Origin of the sequence: Ralstonia flatus (assembly GCF_958439105.1) — a bacterium.
Taxonomy (GTDB): Bacteria; Pseudomonadota; Gammaproteobacteria; order Burkholderiales; family Burkholderiaceae; genus Ralstonia; species Ralstonia flatus.
Genome location: NZ_CAUDLI010000001.1, coordinates 649,517 through 669,128, shown reverse-complemented (window position 1 = coordinate 669,128; position 19,612 = coordinate 649,517). Strand labels below are relative to the sequence as shown.

Sequence of the window (19,612 nt, the reverse complement as noted above, 5' to 3'; positions counted from 1 at the left end):
GATGCTGCGCTCCCTTTTTTTGTTCACTAAGTTTGCGTGCGCTTACATTTAAGCAAACTTAATGGCTGCATGGAAAAACCCTTCAGACTTTTACCGTCGGTTGATTGTTGTCATCGATGAGCGTACCCTTACGGGCTGAAGGGGTGCTTCTGAGCACATGAGGTCTGGACCGGGCCGACGGCGTCGAAAAATGCGGTTTTCCGTGACGCGTCTGACGGGTTCGCCTGATTCAGTGCGCGCAATGGGTTGGTTTTTGCAGGCGGAAGGATTCCCCAAGTCTTCGGCAGTCGCCCGACTTGTCATTCCCTGCCAAGCCTCTCAGGCATTGAGCCGCTTCGCTTTCAGCTGCAAACGGCTGTCCGGATCGTTATTGGACGGCCACCTGCGCTTGTGACCTGCGCCGGGCTCCGGTCGGCGCGATTCTCCCGTTAGGGCCTGCTGATGACAAAGCGACTTGGAGCGTGGATCGGCCGCTCCGTATCTCAGGCGATGGCACGTGGCGCGCTGGCGGCGACGCTTGTGGTGTCAGTGGCTGGCTTGCCGGCGAATGCGGTCGCCCGGGACACCTCCGGCATGAATGCCGCGGTGGGAACCATTCGCGCGGCAGACTTGCCCAACGAGGCGCAGCGCACGCTGGCACTGATCGAGCAGGGCGGCCCGTTCCCCTATGCAAAAGATGGCACCACGTTCGGCAACTATGAACGACGTTTGCCTGCGCAGCGGCGTGGCTATTACCACGAGTACACCGTGAAGACGCGGGGCGCTCGTAACCGCGGTGCCCGGCGCATCATTTGCGGCGGCGATCAGCAAGCAGCCAACGACTGCTACTACACGGAAGATCACTACAACAGTTTTCAACGGATACAGCGATGACGACCAACATGTTTGGGCTGGACGACTCGCTCACCGCACGCGATGAGCGCGTGGCCCGCGAGGCGTGGCACAAGGCGCAAAATCTGTACGACGGTGTGGTCGGGATGCAAGCCCTGGGCGCACGCGTCGGGGGGGCGGCCAAGTTGCCTCAAAGCGCACCGCAGAACATCATGACGCAGGACAACACCCAGACGGACGACGACGGAGGCCGCGAAGACGCCATGAACCTCTTCAAGACGGTGCGTCCGAATATCGTGCAGTCGATCCGCGCGTTTCGCGTGGCGGATCTGGCCGAATCGGCGGCCAGCCTCGGCCAGCATTTCCTGTACGCCAACTGCGCGGCCGCGACCACCAAGAGCGAAGTGCTCGACGTGATTGCGCGTGAGTTCCTGTTCCCGAAGCATTTCGGCAAGAACTTCGATGCCCTGGCCGACTGCCTGACCGACATGATCTACAAGGCCGGCCCGCAACCCGGTTTTGTCATCGTGCTGGAGGGCCTGCCGTGCCAGCCGAAGTTCGACAAGGAAGCGCGTGAAGTGCTGCTGGACGTGTTCCGCGACGCGGCCGAATTCTGGGCCGAGCGCAAAGTTCAGTTCCGCGTGTTCTATTCGTTCGCTTGAAGGTGCTCCGGCGCCGATCATCGATCTTCGGCATTGAAATGGAAAAGCCCGCACATGCGGGCTTTTTTGTTGCCGTGTGAAAGGCGGCTGGCGTGTCAGCTTGCCCGCTTGTTGCGGCGAATCCGGTCAAACCACACCGCCAGCAGAAGAATGCCGCCGCGGATCAGGTACTGATAGAACGTCGGCACGTTCATCAGGCTCATTGCGTTCTGCACCGAGCCCATGATGAGAACGCCGACCAGCACACCGGACACGGTCGCCACCCCGCCCGTGAGCGACACCCCGCCCAGCACGCAGGCCGAGATCACGCCCAGCTCAAGCCCGACCGACGTTTTGGGATCGCCCAGGCTCATGCGCGAGGCCAGCATCACGCCGGCAAAGCCCGTCACCAGGCCCTGCAGGACGAACACGGCGATCTTGATGCGCGTGACGGGCAGGCCGGCAAGCAGTGCGGCTTCTTCGTTGCCGCCGACGGCGAGCACGTTCTTGCCGAACACCGTCTTCTTGAGCAGGAAGCCGAACAGGGCGAAACCAACGATGTTGCTCCAGATCGGGTAGGAAATGCCGAGGAAGGATCCGCCGCCCAGGTCGAAGAAGCTCTCTTCGGAAATCATCACCGCGTCGCCGTTGGAGGTGATGAAGGCGAGGCCGCGCACGACTTCCATCATGGCCAGCGTGACGATCAGCGAGTTGATCTGGTAGCGCGCCACCAGCACGCCGTTGACGAGCCCGACCAGGCCGCCCGCCAGCACGCCGGCTCCGACGCCAAGCACCACGCTATGGGTTGCGGTGATGAGCGTCGATGCCACCACGCCCGCGAACGCGACGATGGAGGCGACGGACAAGTCCACTTCGCCGAGTGCGAGGACGAACATCATCGTGACCGAGATGGAGCCGATCAAGGTGACGGAGAGCAGCAGGCCCTGGATGTTGCGGCTGCTGACGAAGCCCGGCACTGCGAAGGCCAGCGCGGTGAACAGCAGGAGGAACACCACGACGATGCCGGAACGGTTGACCAGTTCCCACGTGAGCGCGGCGCGGCTCGGTATGCCCGGGGCAGCCAACGGCGCGCCGCCCGGCACGGATTCGGTGGATGGCGTTTGCATAGGGTCGGTTTCCATGAAGGCGTGAAGCGCGCGCTAGCGCGGCAGCGCAAGTTTGATGAGGGTGTCGGGCGAGGCGTGTTCTCTGGGCAGATCGCCGACGATGCGGCCTTGCTTCATCACGAGCACGCGGTCGGCCACGCCGATGACTTCGGCCAGGTCGCTCGACACGACGATGACGGTGCGGCCCGCCTCGGCCAGGCCGTAGAGCAGGCTGTAGATTTCGCTGCGGGCACCGACGTCGATGCCGCGCGTGGGCTCGTCCATCAGGAAGACGTCGATGTCTTCGGCCAGCCAGCGCGAGAGAATCACCTTCTGCTGATTGCCGCCCGACAGCTTGCCGATGGGTGTTTCACCGTTGCGCGTCTTGATGGCGAGCTTGTCGATGAACGACTGGGTGGTCCGCGCTTCCTGCCGGTTGTTCAGCACGCTGAAGCGGCTGAAGTGGCGCCGGCAACTGATGTTCAGGTTGTCCGAGACCGAAGCGATGGCGACGATGCCTTCCTGCTTGCGGTCTTCCGGGCAGAGCGCGACACCCGCGCGGACCGCATCGCGTGGCGTGTTGAACTGGACGCGCTTGCCGTTCAGGCGAATCTCGCCTGCTGTGCGTTTGACCGCGCCATAGAGCAGCTTCATCAGCTCCGAGCGCCCTGCGCCCACCAGCCCGAAGAAGCCGACGATTTCGCCTGCATGCGCCCGGAACGATGCGGGTTCGCTCAAGCCGGGCCCCATCAGGCCGCGCACGTCGACCTTCACGCCGCCGAGCCGGCGCGGCTTGTAGCCGTACACGTCCTGGATCGAGCGGCCGACCATGCAGCGGATGAGCCGTTCGCGATCGAGGTTCGCGCCGGCGTTGAACGTGTCGATGTGCCGGCCGTCGCGGAACACGGTCACGCGATCGCACAGTTCGTACACCTCTTCCATGCGGTGCGTGACGTAGATGACCGCGCGGCCCTCGGCCTTGAGCGCGCGAATGATGCGGAACAACTGCGTCGTCTCGCGCGAGGAGAGCGAACTCGTGGGTTCATCGAAGGCGATCACGCGCGCGTCGCGCATCAGCGCCTTGCCGATTTCGATCATCTGGCGCTGGCCGATCGACAGATGCTTGACGGCCTGGGCCGGATCGAGCTTTTCGCCCAGCCGTTCAAGCTCGCGCAGCGCGCGGGCGATCAGCGTCTTCTCGTCGAGCACGCCAAAGCGGTTGGGCAGCGCGCCGAGCATCAGGTTTTCTGCCACCGTCAGTTCAGGCACCAGGTGCAGTTCCTGATAGATGATCGCAATGCCCGCCGCAATGGCCGCGCGCGTGTTCGTGAAATGCTGCGGCACGCCGTCGAGCGACAGCGTGCCGTCCTCCGGTTGGTTGACGCCCGACAGCACCTTGAGCAGCGTCGACTTGCCCGCGCCGTTCTCGCCCATCAGGCCGTGCACCTCGCCGCGGCGGATGTCGAGCGAGACGTGGTCGAGCGCCAGCACGCCAGGAAAGCGCACGGTGATGCCGTCGAGCTTCAGATAGGCGCCAGCGGAAGCGTCGGGCGGGCCGCTCGCATCAAGTGATTGGACTGTCATCGATTGCCTTTTTTCCCTGGCCTTGGCGTTGAAGCGGTTCACGATCCGTAGCGAGCGGCCCGAGGTTGGCCTGAGAAGCGCAGTCGTACATGGGTACGGCGAGCATCGCAAGGTCAAGTTCGGGCCGCGCAGTAGGATCGTGAGCCGGTTCTCAAATGCCCAGTTCCTTGCGCACTTCCTGCCAATTGCTGCGCACCATCAGCTTGCCGGTGGTCTGCGTATCGGCCGGGGGCTGCTTGCCGGTCTTGATCCAATTGACGAGGTTTGCAGCACTCTCCTTGCCGTGGCTGGTGGAGCTGACGGCAATCGTGCCGAAGAAGCCCGTCTGCTCCTTCTTCTGGAATTCGGCGAACGCCTCGCCGGCACCGTTGATGCCGACGCCGATCACGTCGGCTGCCGGAATGTGCAGTTGCTCGGTGGCGCGCACGCCGCCCAGCACGCTCTCTTCATTGAGCGCAAAGATGACCCACTTCTTGATGTTGGCATGCTGCGCCAGCACCGGCGATGCCGCATTGAAGCCGCCTGCGTCGTCGGTCGTCTTTTGCGGCGCGTCGAAGATGTTCTCCTTCTTGAAGCCGCCGCCCAGCAGCGTCTGCGTGGCGCCGTCGGTGCGCAGCTTGGCAGTCGGCAACTCGTAGTTGGTGATGCGCAGCGCGCCCACTTCCTCGGGCTTCCAGCCGCGGCGCTTCATCTCGTCGGAGATGGCCTGGCCGACCTGGTTGCCGATCTTGAAGGCCGACATGCCGAGGTGCGGCACGTTGGCCAGCGGCTTGCCGGACGAGTCGACGAGCTGATCGTCGACCGTGACGAACTTCATGTTGTAGTGCTTGGCGCGTGCCGAGATGGCCGGGCCCAGGCGCACGTCGGGTGCGCAGATGACAAAGCCCTTGGCACCTTGCGCGCCCAGGTTGTCGATGGCGGATAGCACTTTTTCGCCATCGGGCGTGCCGATGTTCACCACCGAAAAGCCGTTCTTCTGACCAAGTTCGGTGGCGGCTTTCTGCTCGTTGATGAACCACGCCTGCTCCGGCATCTTGACCAGGAAGCCGATCTTGAGCGGCTCGTCGGCGTGGGCGGGCAGGCTGGCGGCCAGCGGCGCCAGGCACAGGGTGGCTGCCAGGGCGGACAGGGTCAGCCGGCGAAGTTTGCGTTGCATGGTTGTCTCCTCGTTGGAATGGCTCTGATGGCACTACGTAAGTCGGGCGCGTTTCATGGCACGAACGGTTCAATCAGATGGCGCCGGCCGAGCAGCATGGCGTCGGCGACGTGCTGCAGCGGGCGGACATCCACATCGCTTTCACCACGGGCGATCAGCTCGAGAAAGCGCGCGTAGAGACTCGGGTATTCGCGTTCGGGGCCGACGTCGATTTCTGCGCCGTCGATGGTCAACTGCTTGCCGCCCTGGGCGAGCCGCAGGGTGCCGTCGCGCGTGGTCACGTCGATCTGCCAGAGTTCGCCCGCGTCATGGCGCCAGTCGAATTCCGCCGCGATGGCCGTGCCGCGTTCATCGGTGAAGGCGAGGTGGGCGGCAATCGGCGTCTGCTGATTGGCGGGCACCCACAGGTCGGCGGACGTCAGAAAGAACGCATGCGGCAGCACGCGGGTCAGGATCGACAGCGCGTTGATGCCCGGGTCGAATACGCCCAGGCCGCCGGGTTCCCAGATCCATGCCTGGTTCGGGTGCCAGCGGCGCACGTCTTCTTTCCATTGCACGTTGACGGAGACAATCGCCCGGCTTGCAAGCCACTCCCGAGCGGCCTCGACACCGGGCGCGTGGCGCGAGTGCCAGGAGGCAAACAACGTGCAGCGGTTTTGCCGCGCCAGATCAGCGAGGAGCGTCACTTCCGACACGCTTGCGCCGGGAGGCTTCTCCAGCATGACGTGCTTGCCTGCGGCGAGCGCCGCACGGGCCTGGGCAAACCGCACCTGCGGCGGCGTGCACAGCGACACTGCCTGCAGTGGGCGTTCGTCTGCCAGCATGGCCTCGAGCGTCGTGTAATGCGGCAGGCCCTCAACGCGCGAATGCGGGCTCGCGCAGGCCGCAAGCGTAAAGCCCGGCTGCGCAGCAAGCGCAGGCAGATGCTGGTCACGCGCGATCTTGCCAACGCCGACGATCCCGATCGAAACCGGATGGAGTTCACCGTGCATGGCTATCGCCCCCACCGCAAGACGAGCGGGTCAAGCCGCCGGGCAATGTCGATCAGGCCCCGGCGCGTATCGGGATGCATGGCCGGCAACGGATGCCGCGATGCCTCGCAGGCAATCACGCCGCCTTCCTTCATCAACGCCTTGGCGGCCAGGATGCCGGCCTGCCGATTCTCGTGATTGATGAGCGGCAGCCAGCGTTGATACAAATCGAACGCCAGATCGTGCTGCCCTTGGGCGTGCGCCTCGATGATCGGCCGGATGCCGTCGGGATACGCGCCGCCAGTCATGCTGCCCGTGGCGCCGGCATCGAGATCGGCCAGCAGCGTGATGGCTTCTTCGCCGTCCCAGGGGCCTTCGATGGCGTCGCCGCCGAGGCGGATCAGTTCGCGCAGCTTGGCCGCCGCCCCGGGCGTTTCGATCTTGAAGTAGGCCACTTGCTCGATCTCGCGGGCCATGCGCGCGAGGAACGCCGCGGACAGCACCGTGCCGCTGGCCGGCGCATCCTGAATCATGATCGGAATACCCACCGCATCGGACACGCGCGCAAAGAATTCGTAGATCTGCGTTTCGGGCACGCGGAAGGTGGCGCCGTGGTAGGGCGGCATCACCATCAGCATGGCGGCGCCCATGTCCTGCGCGCGGCGGCTGCGTTGTGCGCAGACGTGTGTGCTGTAGTGCGACGTGGTGACGATCACCGGTACGCGGCCTGCCACGTGTTCCAGCGCGGTGCGGGTGAGCACTTCGCGTTCGTCGTCCGACAGCGAGAACTGCTCGGAGAAATTCGCCAGGATGCACAGGCCATCGGAGCCGGCGTCGATCATGAAATCGATGGCCCGCTTCTGGCTGGCCAGGTCGAGTTCGCCAGTTTCCGTGAACGTGGTGGGCACCACCGGAAAGATGCCTCGGTAGCGCGGCTTGCTGTTGCGGGTCATGAAGTCGTGACGTCGGGAACGGGTGTCAGGAGAGGTGCTGGCGTGCGCCCAGCACGGCGCGAACGATGAACGTCATCACCACGGCAAATGCCAGCGCGGCGGCAAGGAAGTACAGGCCGGCAGACAGGCTGCCAGTGGCGTTCTTGATGATGCCCATGCCATAGGGACCGAGGTAACCGCCCAGGTTGGACAGCGAGTTGATGGTGGCGATGCCAACGGCGGCGCTCGTGCCGGTCAGGAAGTGTCCCGGCAGCGTCCACAGCACGGCCTGGATTGCATAGGCGCAAAACGCGAACACGCAGAGGCAGGCCAGTTGCAGCGCGGGCGCTTGAACCCACGCGCTGGCCGCCATGCCGAGCGCGGCCAGCGCCGACAGAATGGCGATGTGCCAGTAGCGCTCGCCCGTGCGATCCGAATGACGCGGCACCAGGTACAAGCCCAGCACGGCAAACAGATAGGGCACCGCCGACAGCAGACCGGTGGCGACATCGCTCACGCCGAACTGCTTGATGATCGTCGGCAGCCACAGCGAGAGGCCGTAGATGCTCAGCGGAAACGGCAGAAACAGCAGCGCCAGCATCAGCACGCGCACATCCTTGAGCGCGTTGAGCGGGCTGCCGTGCGACTTCAGCGCATAGGCGGCCTGATCTGCGGCCAGTTCACGTTCGATCCACGCGCGGTCTGCAGCGGGCAGCCAGCGCGCATGCGCGGGGGATTCCGGCAGGATACGCAGCGTCGGCAAGCACAACAGCGTGGCCGGCAGGCCGCTGACCACGAACAGCGTTTGCCAGCTCGACATGCCAAAGAGCCCCGGCACCGACAGCAGCCACCCCGCCATCGGCCCGGTGATGATGAGCGCGATGGGCTGGGCCAGCACCAGCAAGCCGACGATGCGCGCACGATGGCGCATCGGAAACCACTTGGTCAGGAAATACAGAATGCCGGGGTACAGGCCCGCCTCGGCCGCACCGAGCAGGAAGCGCAGCACATAGAAACTGACCGGGCCGCTGACCAGCGCCATGGCCATGGTGATGACGCCCCACGTGAACAGAATGCGCGCGAACCAGCGGCGTGCGCCAAAGCGTTCGAGTGCCAGGTTGCTCGGCACCTCGCATAGGAAATAGCCGATGAAGAACAGGCCCGCCCCAAGCCCGTAGGCAGCATCGCCGATGCCCACTGCCGCGTTCATGTGCAGCTTGGCGAAGCCGACTACGGAGCGATCGATATACGCCACCACGTAGATCAGCGCCAGAAACGGCATCAGCTTGCGCGCGAGCAGGCGGATGATGCGCTGCTCCTCCGATGCATCGGCCGAAGCCGGAACGGCGCCTGCGGTTTGAGAGATGTCCATCGGTCTTTCCCCCGCTCAGTGCGAGTGGCGCGGCACGGCGGCGCCACGGCAGCCGACCAGGAAATCGAGGTCGCAGCCCTCGTCGGCCTGGAGCACGTGATTGACGTACAGGCGCTGGTAGCCGCCGCCTTCACCATGGGAGCGCGGCGCCTGATAAGCCGCCATGCGGCGTGCAAGTTCGGCGTCGTCGATGTCCAGGTGCAGCGTGCCGGCCTCGCAGTCGAGTTCGATCCAGTCGCCGTCCTGCACCGCGGCCAGCGGCCCGCCAGCGGCAGCTTCGGGCGCCACGTGCAGCACGACGGTTCCGTAGGCGGTGCCGCTCATGCGCGCGTCGGAAATGCGGACCATGTCCTTCACACCCTGGCGCAGCAGCTTGGGCGGCAGGCCCATGTTGCCGACCTCGGCCATGCCCGGATAGCCCTTCGGCCCGCAGTTCTTCATCACCAGCACGGAGCTGGCGTCCACCTCCAAGGTCTCGTCGACGATGCGTTCCTTGTAGTGTTCAAGGTTCTCGAACACGACCGCGCGGCCGCGATGCCTTAGCAATTCCGGACTGGCCGCCGACGGCTTAAGCACCGCACCGCGCGGCGCGAGATTGCCGCGCAGCACGCGAATGCCGCCATCGTCGATCAGCGGATTCGTGAGCGGCCGGATGACTTCGTCGTCGGTGATGGGCGCGTTTTTGACGTTCTCCCACAGCGTCTTGCCGTTGACCGTCAACGCATCGGGGTGCGGCAGAAGCTTGGCCTCGCCAAGGCGGCGCAGCACGGCGGGCAGGCCGCCGGCGTAATAGAACTCCTCCATCAGGAAGCGCCCCGAGGGCATCAGGTCGACGATGGTCGGGGTGTCCCGGCCGATGCGCGACCAGTCTTCCAGCTCAAGCGGCACGCCGATGCGCCCCGCAATCGCCTTGAGGTGGATCACCGCGTTGGTCGAGCCGCCAATGGCCGCGTTGACGCGGATGGCGTTCTCGAATGCAGCGCGCGTGAGGATCTTGGACAGCGTCAGCCCTTGCAGCGCCATCTCGACGATGCGGATGCCTGACATGTGCGCAAGCACGTAGCGCCGCGCATCCACCGCGGGAATGGCTGCGTTGTGCGGCAGCGATGTGCCGAGCGCTTCGGCCATGCACGCCATGGTGGACGCCGTGCCCATCGTGTTGCACGTGCCGGCCGAGCGCGACATCCCCGCCTCGGCGGACAGGAAGTGATGCAGGTCGATCTCGCCGGCCTTGAGCGATTCGTGCAGCTGCCACACCGCCGTGCCCGAGCCGATGTTCTTGCCGTCGAGCTTGCCGTTGAGCATCGGCCCGCCCGTCACGACGATGGCCGGCACGTCGCAGCTTGCCGCGCCCATCAGCAGGGCGGGTGTGGTCTTGTCGCAGCCGGTGAGCAGCACCACCGCGTCGATCGGGTTGCCGCGAATCGCCTCTTCCACATCCATGGCTGCGAGGTTGCGCGTGAGCATGGCGGTGGGGCGCAGGTTCGATTCGCCGTTGGAGAACACCGGAAACTCCACCGGAAAGCCGCCCGCCTCGTAAATGCCGCGCTTGACGTGTTCGGCCAGCTTGCGGAAATGCGCGTTGCACGGCGTCAGTTCCGACCAGGTATTGCAGATGCCGATGATCGGGCGGCCGTCGAATTCGTGGTCGGGGATGCCCTGGTTCTTCATCCAGCTTCGATACATGAAGCCGTTCTTATCGGCAGTGCCGAACCATTGGGCCGAGCGCAACTTGGGTTTCGATTCCGACATGGGTGCGTGTGTCACGGACGGCTTGTCGAGGCGCGCGCGTCGACCGGCAGCGCGGCACTTGCGGGGCGCGCGGCACGTCCGTTGTCTCCGGTGTGGTTGTGGTTTTTTGATCGGACCGAGTGTACGGAGCGCCCTGATATCCTTCCAATGAAATATTGGCCGTGACCGATATCCGATTTGATATCTCGAGGAAGACCCGATGTCGAACAGCCCCTGGTATGTCCGTGCGCGCCTGAAGACGCGACAACTGCTGCTGCTGATCGCCCTGGCCGAGGAGGGCAACATCCACCGCGCGGCCGCTGCGCTCAACATGACGCAGCCCGCCGCCTCCAAGCTGCTGCGCGAACTGGAGGCCATGCTGGATGTGCAGCTGTTCGAACGCATGCCGCGCGGCATGCGGCCCACGCGCTATGGCGATGCGCTGATCCGGCACGCGCGCGCCGTCGTCGGCAGCCTGGACCAGGCGCAGGAGGAGGTGCTCGGCCTCAAGGCCGGCCACCTGGGGCACGTGGCGGTGGGCACCATCACCTCGCCGGGCGTGCGGCTGTTGCCGCCGGTGGTGGCGCAGATCACGCGCGAGCATCCGGGGCTGCGGGTGTCGCTTGAAATCGAAAGCAGCAACGTGCTGCTCGAACGCCTTGCGCAGGACAAGCTCGACCTGGTGGTCGGCAGGCTGTTTGCCGAGCATGACAAACTGCACCTGCGCTACGAGCCGCTGGCCGACGAACCGGTGGTTGCGGTGGCGCGGCCGGGGCATCCGCTGCTGGCAGAACCGTCGCTGACCTTGGCCGATGTGCAGCCCGCCACCTGGGTGGTGCCGCCCATCGGCAGCGTGCTGCGTCACCGGTTCGATCTGATGTTCCAGCGGGAGAGCCTGACAGCGCCGTCCAGCGTAGTCGAAACCTCTGCGCTGCTTTTCCTGACGCGCATCCTGGAGCAGAGCGACATGCTGGCCGTGATCGGCACCGATGTCGCGCAGTACTACGCGTCGTACCGCATGCTGGCGATTCTTCCGCTGGCCATGCCGTGCCAGATGGACGATTTCGGCATCATCACGCGCACGGACCGTTTGTTGTCGCCGGCGGCGCTGCATGTGGTGCAGGCGCTGCGCGACGCGGGTCGAACAGCCTACGGCGCGGCTTGATGGCCCTCGAAAAAAAAGCCCGCAATTGCGGGCTTTTCTCTGTGCAGCGATGGCGTTCAGGCTGCCGGTACAACGCCCTGCGGCGTGAGGTGATTGACCGCTTCGGGCAGGCCTTCGGCAAGCTGGTTGGCGAGATCGCCTTCGTTGATGCCGAAGTTGGCCGCCAGTTTCGACACCTCCTCCAGCGCGCCCGTGCCGCTCAGTGCCTGCGTGATCTGCTCGCCCGACACCGGCAGGTTCTGACCATTGCCGATCCACGATTTGACCTGTTCGCCCAGACCGGCTTGTTCCAGGATTTGCTGCAGCGGCCCAAGGCCACTGACCGCCGCCTGATCCGCATTGCCGCTGCCGCCGCCCAGCAAACCGCCGAGCAGACCGCCAAGACCGCCGGCTCCGCCTGCACCGCCGAGCAGGCTGCCCAGCGCGCCTGCACCGCCTGCCGCACCAAGCAAGCCACCCAGCGAGCCGAACAGGCCGCCGCCCTGATCTTCCTGCCCCTGCGGCGCGGCTGCATCGCCCGCGCCCTGCGACTTGTGCTTCATTGCCAGGTAGGCCAGCACGCCCACGGCCAGCAGCACCTTCTTGTTGCCCAGCAAGGACGATTGCGCGCCACTGGCGTCATTGCCGCCGCCGAGAATCGAATCGAGTAGACCCATGATGAAGCTCCTTTGGTCAATGGCGGGCACGGGGGATGAGGCCCGCCGGGGGATCAAACGGTCAGTGTTTCGTCGTCAGAACTTAGAACTCGCCGAGCACGGCGTGCAGCGCGGAGACGGCAACAAGCGCCGCCGATTCCGTTCTCAGAATACGTCGCCCAAGTGTCAGTGGTAAGAAACCGGCAGCCTCGGCAAGCGCTTCTTCGTCGGGGGAGAGGCCACCCTCGGGGCCGATCAGCAGGACGATGCCGTTGCCTTCGATGTGCGTGCGCGACTGCACCGCCCACTGCGTGAGCGACTGCGTGCCGCGCGGTGACAGCAACACGCGCGGCGCGTCGGTCGACTTGGCGGTGGCAAGCCATTCGCGCAGCGGGGCGACCGGCGCCACCACCGGCACGCGGGCGCGGCCGCATTGCTCGCAGGCGGCCTGCACCAGTGCTTGCCAGTGCTGCACGCGCTTGGCGGCACGCTCGCCGGAGAGTCGCACCACGCCGCGTTCGGTCTGCAGCGGCGCGACGGCATTGACGCCCAGTTCGACGGCCTTCTCGATCAGCCAATCCATCTTGTCGCCACCGGCAATGCCTTGCGCGAGCGTGATGGCGTAGCGCGCTTCGGTGTCGGGCTGCGTGGCGTCTGCAAGGCTGGCAGTGGCATCGCGCTTGTTGATGGCGTCGAGCCGCGCACGGAATTCGTGGCCGGAGCCATCGAACAGGCAGACGTCATCGCCGGCGGCCAGGCGCAGCACGTGGATGTGGCGCGTAACGGCCTCGGGCAGCGTGACGGTAGTGTTGGGGGCGAGCGGCGTGTCGACGAAAAAACGGGGAAGCCCCATTACAGCAATCCTTGTGGTGAATCGGTCAGGCGAGCAGACGATGGCGCGATCAGGCCGCGGCGGGCCGGCAGGCGAGGCCCCAGCGGTAGCCATCGGGGTCGCGCACGGCGGCGTAGCGTTCGCCCCAGAAAGCATCGTGCGGCGCCATGATGGACGCGGCGCCCTGGTCGAGCGCGTGCTGGTACACGGTGTCGACGTCGTCGCAATACAGATGGAAACTCTGCGGGCATTCAAAGCCGGCGCCCGCGGGGGCTTTGGCGGTGGAGCCGAAGGCGCCTTCGGGCGCAAACATCAGCATGAGCTGGCCCTGGTACGTCATCTCGACGTGGATCGGGCGGCCATGGTCGTGCACCTCATCCTGCACACCGAAACCGAACGCGTTGCGATAGAAGGCGATGGCGGCCGAGGCGTCGCGCACGGTCAGGTACGGGACGAGCCACGGCGTGTTGGCGGGGCGGGGGAAGCTCATGGCGGGCTCCTTCTTCGGCGCGATGCAACCAGGGACGAGTAGTGTAGAGCGCCGGCCGCACCACAATCAAAAAGAAATCAAAACACCTCGCCTGCCGCCGACTGGTTGCGCGGTCGCCCGCCGCTGCGCGCCACTTCATCGACGAGCCATTGGCGGAACAGTGCAAAGCCCGCGTGCTCGGCCGCCTGGTGCGGGTGGATCAGGTAGTACGACAGGCGCAGCGAGGCCTCAGTCGCCAGCGGCCGCATCAGGCGCCCGGCGGCGATGTCGTATTCGACGAGGATGCCCTGGCCGAGCGCCACGCCTTGGCCGTCAATGGCGGCCTGCAGGGCCATCAGCGCCTCGGAAAACGCGGGCCCGCGCGTGGCGTCGATGTGCGCGACGCCGACTTCGTCGAGCCATTGCCGCCACGTCGGATGGTGCGCGAGATGGCGTCCGCCGCGCTCGTGCAGCAGCGTTTGTGTGGCCAGGTCCTGCGGCATCCGGATCGCGGCCTGCAGCGTGGCGTTGCATACCGGAAAGAAGTCGGTGGAGGTGAACCACTCGACGCGCAGGTTGGGTGCGTTGACTTGCCGGTCGTCGATGCACAGATCGAACTGGCCGTGGTCCTGCACGTCAGCGGTCGACACCTCGACGCGCACGTGCGGGTGCTGGTTGAAGAAGCGGTACAGCCGCGGCACCAGCCACTTGGCGCCGAAGGTTGGCGGCACGGCCACGCGCAGGGGCGCATCGGCGGTGTCCATCAACAGGTCGGTGGCTTGTTCGAGCGCACGCAGCGCGTCGCGCACGCGGGGCAGGTAGTTCTCGCCGGCGTCTGTGAGCGTGAGCTGGTTGTTGCGGCGCGCGAAGAGCTTTTTCCCCAGATGATCTTCGAGCTGCTTGATCTGGTGGCTGACGGCGGCATTGGTGACGCAAAGCTCGTCTGCGGCCCGGCTGAAACTCAGGTGGCGGCCCGCGACTTCAAAGACGCGCAATGCATTAAGGGGAGGGAGGCGCCGTGGCATGCGTTCTCGTTAAGAAAAATTTAACGTCTCGCGAAGAATTTGTAGTTTGCCACGTTAAGGCGGCCCCGACTACAAATGCGCCTGGGGACGGTGACGATGCCTGGTGTGTGCCTCCAGCGATCTCAAACCACGCGACGCACCGGACCCCGCCTACAAAAACATTTCAGGAGACGTCATGAATCGAACCACCGCTGTTCGCGGGATGTCGGCGTGCGCGCTTGGGCTCACCTTCGCGCTCGCCGGCTGGACCGCTCCCGCCCTCGCACAAACCAACGTCACGCTGTACGGCCGCGTTGCCAGCGGCATCGACTACCAGAACAACGTCGCCCCCACCGCGACCTCGCCGGGCGGCAGCCTCTGGCGCGCCGCGGACAACCAGTGGGGGACCAGCATGTTCGGGTTCATGGGCAAGGAGGATCTCGGCGGTGGCCTGCAGGCAGTGTTCCGGCTTGAATCCGGCTTCGGTGCAGCCCAGGGCAAAACCAATGGCGATGCGCTCTTCAACCGCCGTTCGTACGTCGGCCTGTCCAGCCCGACCTGGGGCACGTTGACGGCCGGCAAGAACCTCTTCATCAGCAACGACGTCTGGTTCCTCGACCCGACCGGACAGCAGTTCATCGGCTCGGCCACGCTCGTGCGCGGGCGCAACTGGCCGGGCGCGAACAACATCGTCGAATATCAAAGCCCGACCTGGGGCGGCTTCCAGATCGGCTTGCAGACGGGCCTGGGCGAACAACCGGGTTCGTTCACGAACAGCCGCCGCGATGGCGTGTCCGCCGTCTACACGGCCGGCCCGCTGGAAGTGCGCGCGATCTACGACGTGATCCGCGACGGCAACGGCAAGTTCAGCGACATCTTCAACTTCTCGAAGGAAGCGACGATCGGCGGCACGTACACCATCGGCAAGGCGAAGCTGTTTGCGGCGTATGAAAACCTGTCGGCGCCGGATGCCGCAGCGGGCGCGCCGACCAAGGCGAACCACTACTGGCTGGGCATCAACTACGAAGTCACGCCGGCGCTGACGCTGATCGGCGCGGCCTACCGCGTCAATGTGAACCACGGCGGCGGCAACGCCAACCTGTTCATGGCCGGCGCGAACTACAACCTGTCCAAGCGCACGATGCTGTACGCGAGCGTGGGCACGGTGCAGAACAGCTCCACCGCCAACTTCTCGGTGGAAGCGACCAACAACAACCCGGCCCCGGGCAAGAACCAGCTGGGTGCCTATACGGGTATCGTTCACTCGTTCTAAAAACCGCTCATGATCGTGGTGCGCACCCCCAAGATTGACCCCGCGATGCTGCCGTTTCCGGACGACGTCCTCATGAGCGGCGGCAGCTCTCAAGTCAACCTGGGGCCGCCCGCGGCGCATGGATGGTTTAACCCGGGCCGTGTCCCAAGTCACACCAAGCAATGCCACGCATGAACATCCTCACCATCGATACCGGTACCACCAACACACGCGTTACGGTCTGGCGCGACGACGTTGCGCTTTGCCAGGCTGCGCGCCAGGTTGGCGTGCGCGACACCGCCATCACCGGCAACCGGACGACGCTGCAGCGCGGCGTGCAAGACACGATTGAAGCTGCGCTGCAGAAGGCCGGGTTCGGCATGAGCCAGGTCGACTTGGTGCTGGCGTCCGGCATGATCACCTCCAACGTCGGCCTGCACGAAGTCCCGCACCTGATGGCGCCGGCCGGCCTGCGCGACCTGGCGGCCGGGATGGTGCAGGCGAGCATCCCCGAGGTGTGCGCCCAGCCGATCTGGTTTGTGCCGGGCGTGCGCAATCCGGTGGACAACCTCGGCCTGCACAACATCGAGTCGATGGACATGATGCGCGGCGAAGAGGTCGAGACCATGGGTTTGGTTTCGCGTCTGGGCATCACGGAGCCGGCGGTGATCGTGCTGCCCGGGTCGCACTCGAAGTTTGTGCACCTGGACGCCGACCAGCGCATCACCGGCTGTGTGACGACGCTGGCCGGCGAGCTGCTCCACGTGATCACGCACAACACCATCCTGGCCGACGCGCTCGACTCCGACTTTGCCACCGAGGTCGATCCGGAAATGTTGCTCTCCGGCGCGCGCAGCGCCAGCAGCATCGGGCTGGGGCGTGCCTGCTTCATGGTGCGCACGCTGGGCCAGTTCACGATCTACGAGCGCAATGCGCGGGCCAACTTCCTGCTGGGCGCGGTGTTGGGCGCGGATCTGCTCACGCTCAAGAACAGCAGCGCGATCCGCATGAATCCGGGCACGCAGTTCGTCATCACGGGCAAGCCGCTGCTGCGCGAAGCGCTGGCCGTGCTGGTATCGGACGACGATTTCTTCTCGGGCAAGGTCACCGTCACCAGCAGTGAACAGCAGGAACACCTGGCCGGCAGCGGCGCGATCGCCATCGCACGCGAGCGCGGCCTGGTCAAAACCTTGAAGGTGGCGTAAGGCCGGCGCGTACGCCATCCCTCTTTCATCCAACGCAGAACAGATGCCGCAATGACGGCATCGCAAGGAGACAACATGCAACAACAACGACGCGGGACATTCAAGGCCATTGCGGCCGCCACGCTGTTCGCCATGGCCGGCGGCCTCTCGGTGTTTGCCCATGCAGCCGATGACGTGAAGATCGGCTTCCTGGTCAAGCAGCCCGAAGAGCCGTGGTTCCAGGACGAATGGAAGTTCGCAGACCAGGCGGCCAAGGAGAAAGGCTTCAAGCTGGTGAAGATCGGCGTGCCCAGCGGCGGCGAAGTGCTGACCGCCATCGACAACCTGGGCGCGCAGCACGCGCAGGGTTTCGTGATCTGCGTGCCCGACGTGAAGCTCGGACCGGCGGTCGTCGCCAAGGCCAAGCAGAACAACCTCAAGCTGATGACGGTGGATGACCGGTTGGTCGACGGCGCAGGCAAGCCGATCGAAGCCGTGCCGCACATGGGCATCTCGGCCACGAAGATCGGCGAACAGGTGGGCGATGCCATCGCGCAGGAGATGAAGAAGCGCGGCTGGAACCTGTCGGAAGTCGGTGCTATCCGCATCGCCTATGACCAGCTGCCGACCGCCAAGGAACGCACCGACGGCGCCGTCGCCGCGCTCACCAAGGCGGGCTTCCCGGCCGCCAACGTACTGACCAGCCCGCAGGCCAAGACGGATACCGAAGCTGCGTTCAACGCCGCCAACATCACCCTGACCAAGAACCCCAAGTTCAAGCACTGGATTGCCTTCGGCTTGAATGACGAAGCCGTGCTGGGCGCCGTGCGTGCGGCGGAAGGCCACGGCGTGAAGCCGGCCGACATCATCGGGGTGGGCATCGGCGGCAGCCAGTCGGCGCTCAACGAGTTCGCCAAGCCCGAGAAGACCGGCTTCTTCGGCACCGTGCTGATCAGCCCGAAGCGTCACGGCTACGAGACCTCGGTGAACATGTACGAGTGGATCAAGAACAACAAGGCGCCGGACCCGCTCATCCTGACCAGCGGCCGCCTGATGACGCGCGACAACGAAAAGGCCGTCCGCCAAGAGATGGGTCTGTGATCTTGCGGATGACGTTGTTGAAGGAGACTTGCCATGTCGGCGTTTCTTGAGTTTCGTGGCATCAGCAAGGTGTTTCCGGGTGTGCGGGCGCTGTCCGATGTGTCGTTCGGCATCGAATGCGGTCGCGTGCACGGCTTGCTGGGCGAGAACGGCGCGGGCAAGTCGACGCTGCTGAAGATCCTGGGCGGCGACTATCAGCCCGATGGCGGGCAGATCGTCGTCGAGGGAACGCCGACCGCGTTCCCGACCACGCGCGCGGCGCTGGATGCCGGCATTGCGGTCATCCATCAGGAGCTGCAGACGGTGCCCGAGCTGACGGTGATGGACAACCTGCTGCTCGGCCACCTGCCGGCCAGCGGCGGGTTTATCCGTCAGCGCGAGGCGATGGCGTGGACGCGCGAGCAGCTCGGCCGCATCGGCGTCGACCTGGACCCGCGCGCCAAGCTGAAGCACCTGTCGATCGGCCAGCGCCAGATGGTCGAGATCTGCAAGGCGATCCTGCGCGATGCGCGCGTGATTGCGCTGGACGAGCCGACGAGTTCGCTGTCGATCCGCGAGACCGACATCCTGTTCCGCCTCGTGAAAGACCTGCGCGCGCAGGGCCGCGCGCTGATCTACATCTCGCACCGGCTCGATGAGATTTTCGAACTGTGCGATGGCTGCACGATCTTCCGCGACGGCCGCAAGGTGGCGGATTTCCCGTCGATGGCCAACGTCACGCGCGACGAGCTGGTGGCGCAGATGGTCGGCCGCCAGATCGACGACATCTTCGATTACCGCGCGCGGCCGCTGGGCGAGGTGCGCTTGCAGGTGGATGGCCTGATGGGCCCGAAGCTGGCTGAGCCGGCAAGCCTGTCCGTACGCCGCGGCGAGATTGTCGGCCTCTTCGGGCTGGTGGGCGCAGGGCGCTCGGAACTGGCGCGATTGATCTACGGGGCCGATCGCAAGACGGCGGGCAGCATCACGCTCGATGGCGCGCCGATCCGCATCCGGGATGTGGCCGATGCCATTCGCCAAGGCATCGTGCTGTGCCCGGAAGACCGCAAGGAAGAGGGCATCATCGGCTGCCGCTCGGTGTCGGAGAACATCAACATCAGCTGCCGGCGCAACCAGCGCCGCTTCGGCCTGTTCGTCAACGACCGGCAGGAAGCGAAGACGGCCGATCACTACATCAACCGGCTGCGCATCAAGACGCCTAACCGCGAGCAGCCGATCCGCCTGCTGTCGGGCGGCAATCAGCAGAAGGCGATTCTGGCGCGCTGGCTGGCCGAAGACGACATGCGCGTGCTGATCATCGACGAGCCCACGCGCGGTATCGACGTTGGTGCCAAGAACGAGATCTACCAGGTGCTGTACGAGCTGGCCGAACGCGGCGTGGCCGTGCTGATGATTTCCAGCGAGCTGCCGGAAATCCTCGGTGTGGCCGACCGCGTGCTCGTGATGAGCGAAGGCCGCATCGCCGGCGAATTGCCGCGCGAACAGGCCAACGAGCAAGCCGTGCTCAAGCTCGCGCTGCGGCCAGAGTCCGCGCCGTTGCCGTCCGCACCTTTGCCGCCGCTGGCGGCATGAGAACCCCGGAGTCCAAGATGTCCCAGTCTCAACCCCTGCAACATTCCGATGCGCTCGCCGCATCGGCACGCTCTGCC

At 65.3% G+C, this 19,612-nt stretch carries 18 protein-coding genes; 7 read left to right on the top strand and 11 right to left on the bottom strand.

All coding sequences use genetic code 11. From position 1 onward, the window contains the following. The first annotated feature begins 441 nt into the window (after positions 1 to 441). Both R2676_RS03175 and R2676_RS03170 read left to right on the top strand, forming a co-directional pair. Positions 442 to 873, top strand: a complete 432-nt coding sequence (locus R2676_RS03175) for a ribonuclease (RefSeq protein ID WP_206274303.1) — start codon at positions 442 to 444, stop codon at positions 871 to 873. Beyond that, positions 870 to 1,493 (top strand): barstar family protein, encoded by a 624-nt coding sequence (locus R2676_RS03170; protein WP_009241534.1) that lies wholly within the window; start codon positions 870 to 872, stop codon positions 1,491 to 1,493. The genes R2676_RS03175 and R2676_RS03170 overlap by 4 nt, the downstream gene beginning before the upstream one ends. A gap of 95 nt (positions 1,494 to 1,588) precedes the next feature. On the opposite strand, the gene araH is transcribed toward R2676_RS03170, so the two are convergent. The 7 genes from araH to R2676_RS03135 all read right to left on the bottom strand — a co-directional run bounded on the left by araH (position 1,589) and on the right by R2676_RS03135 (position 10,345). Then, entirely contained in the window at positions 1,589 to 2,599 is a 1,011-nt protein-coding gene (araH, locus tag R2676_RS03165) for an L-arabinose ABC transporter permease AraH (protein WP_206274302.1), read from the bottom strand. Between the two features lie 33 nt (positions 2,600 to 2,632). Then, a complete protein-coding gene (gene araG / locus R2676_RS03160; RefSeq protein WP_316856597.1) occupies positions 2,633 to 4,162 on the bottom strand; it encodes an L-arabinose ABC transporter ATP-binding protein AraG in 1,530 nt (509 codons plus the stop codon). Positions 4,163 to 4,313: 151 nt separating this feature from the next. Continuing rightward, positions 4,314 to 5,318 (bottom strand): arabinose ABC transporter substrate-binding protein, encoded by a 1,005-nt coding sequence (locus tag R2676_RS03155; RefSeq protein ID WP_206274300.1) that lies wholly within the window; start codon positions 5,316 to 5,318, stop codon positions 4,314 to 4,316. A 53-nt stretch (positions 5,319 to 5,371) separates the two neighbouring features. Then, positions 5,372 to 6,310 carry a Gfo/Idh/MocA family protein gene (locus R2676_RS03150; RefSeq protein ID WP_206274299.1) on the bottom strand — a complete coding sequence of 313 codons (939 nt, stop codon included), beginning with the start codon at positions 6,308 to 6,310 and terminating at the stop codon, positions 5,372 to 5,374. A 2-nt stretch (positions 6,311 to 6,312) separates the two neighbouring features. Further along, positions 6,313 to 7,242: a dihydrodipicolinate synthase family protein gene (locus R2676_RS03145; protein ID WP_206274298.1), complete on the bottom strand. Its 930-nt coding sequence runs from the start codon at positions 7,240 to 7,242 to the stop codon at positions 6,313 to 6,315. 25 nt (positions 7,243 to 7,267) lie between these two features. Continuing rightward, positions 7,268 to 8,593, bottom strand: a complete 1,326-nt coding sequence (locus R2676_RS03140) for an MFS transporter (RefSeq protein WP_206274297.1) — start codon at positions 8,591 to 8,593, stop codon at positions 7,268 to 7,270. Positions 8,594 to 8,608: 15 nt separating this feature from the next. Beyond that, positions 8,609 to 10,345 carry an IlvD/Edd family dehydratase gene (locus R2676_RS03135; protein WP_206274331.1) on the bottom strand — a complete coding sequence of 579 codons (1,737 nt, stop codon included), beginning with the start codon at positions 10,343 to 10,345 and terminating at the stop codon, positions 8,609 to 8,611. 199 nt (positions 10,346 to 10,544) lie between these two features. Here R2676_RS03135 and R2676_RS03130 point away from each other — a divergent pair, with 199 nt between their 5' ends. After that, positions 10,545 to 11,489 (top strand): LysR family transcriptional regulator, encoded by a 945-nt coding sequence (locus tag R2676_RS03130; protein ID WP_206274296.1) that lies wholly within the window; start codon positions 10,545 to 10,547, stop codon positions 11,487 to 11,489. A 56-nt stretch (positions 11,490 to 11,545) separates the two neighbouring features. Here R2676_RS03130 and R2676_RS03125 read toward each other — a convergent pair whose 3' ends face one another. From R2676_RS03125 to gcvA, 4 genes are all read right to left on the bottom strand, one after another. Further along, positions 11,546 to 12,145: a YidB family protein gene (locus R2676_RS03125; protein ID WP_206274295.1), complete on the bottom strand. Its 600-nt coding sequence runs from the start codon at positions 12,143 to 12,145 to the stop codon at positions 11,546 to 11,548. Positions 12,146 to 12,227: 82 nt separating this feature from the next. Continuing rightward, positions 12,228 to 12,977, bottom strand: coding sequence for a 16S rRNA (uracil(1498)-N(3))-methyltransferase (locus R2676_RS03120; protein ID WP_206274294.1), 750 nt, complete (start codon positions 12,975 to 12,977; stop codon positions 12,228 to 12,230). A 49-nt stretch (positions 12,978 to 13,026) separates the two neighbouring features. Beyond that, the gene (locus R2676_RS03115) at positions 13,027 to 13,446 is read right to left on the bottom strand and encodes a VOC family protein (RefSeq protein ID WP_092972427.1); all 420 of its coding nucleotides are present in this window, start codon (positions 13,444 to 13,446) and stop codon (positions 13,027 to 13,029) included. Positions 13,447 to 13,523: 77 nt separating this feature from the next. Continuing rightward, positions 13,524 to 14,450 (bottom strand): transcriptional regulator GcvA, encoded by a 927-nt coding sequence (gene gcvA, locus R2676_RS03110; RefSeq protein ID WP_027680389.1) that lies wholly within the window; start codon positions 14,448 to 14,450, stop codon positions 13,524 to 13,526. Between the two features lie 175 nt (positions 14,451 to 14,625). Here gcvA and R2676_RS03105 point away from each other — a divergent pair, with 175 nt between their 5' ends. The 4 genes from R2676_RS03105 (at position 14,626) to araG (R2676_RS03090) (ending at position 19,535) form a co-directional block, all read left to right on the top strand. Next, complete coding sequence (locus R2676_RS03105) at positions 14,626 to 15,702, top strand: porin (protein WP_206274293.1); 1,077 nt, start codon at positions 14,626 to 14,628, stop codon at positions 15,700 to 15,702. Between the two features lie 170 nt (positions 15,703 to 15,872). After that, positions 15,873 to 16,886 (top strand): 2-dehydro-3-deoxygalactonokinase, encoded by a 1,014-nt coding sequence (locus tag R2676_RS03100; RefSeq protein ID WP_027680539.1) that lies wholly within the window; start codon positions 15,873 to 15,875, stop codon positions 16,884 to 16,886. 75 nt (positions 16,887 to 16,961) lie between these two features. Then, a complete protein-coding gene (locus R2676_RS03095) occupies positions 16,962 to 17,966 on the top strand; it encodes an arabinose ABC transporter substrate-binding protein (protein ID WP_024972145.1) in 1,005 nt (334 codons plus the stop codon). A gap of 33 nt (positions 17,967 to 17,999) precedes the next feature. Beyond that, complete coding sequence (araG, locus tag R2676_RS03090) at positions 18,000 to 19,535, top strand: L-arabinose ABC transporter ATP-binding protein AraG (protein ID WP_206274292.1); 1,536 nt, start codon at positions 18,000 to 18,002, stop codon at positions 19,533 to 19,535. Positions 19,536 to 19,612: the final 77 nt, after the last annotated feature.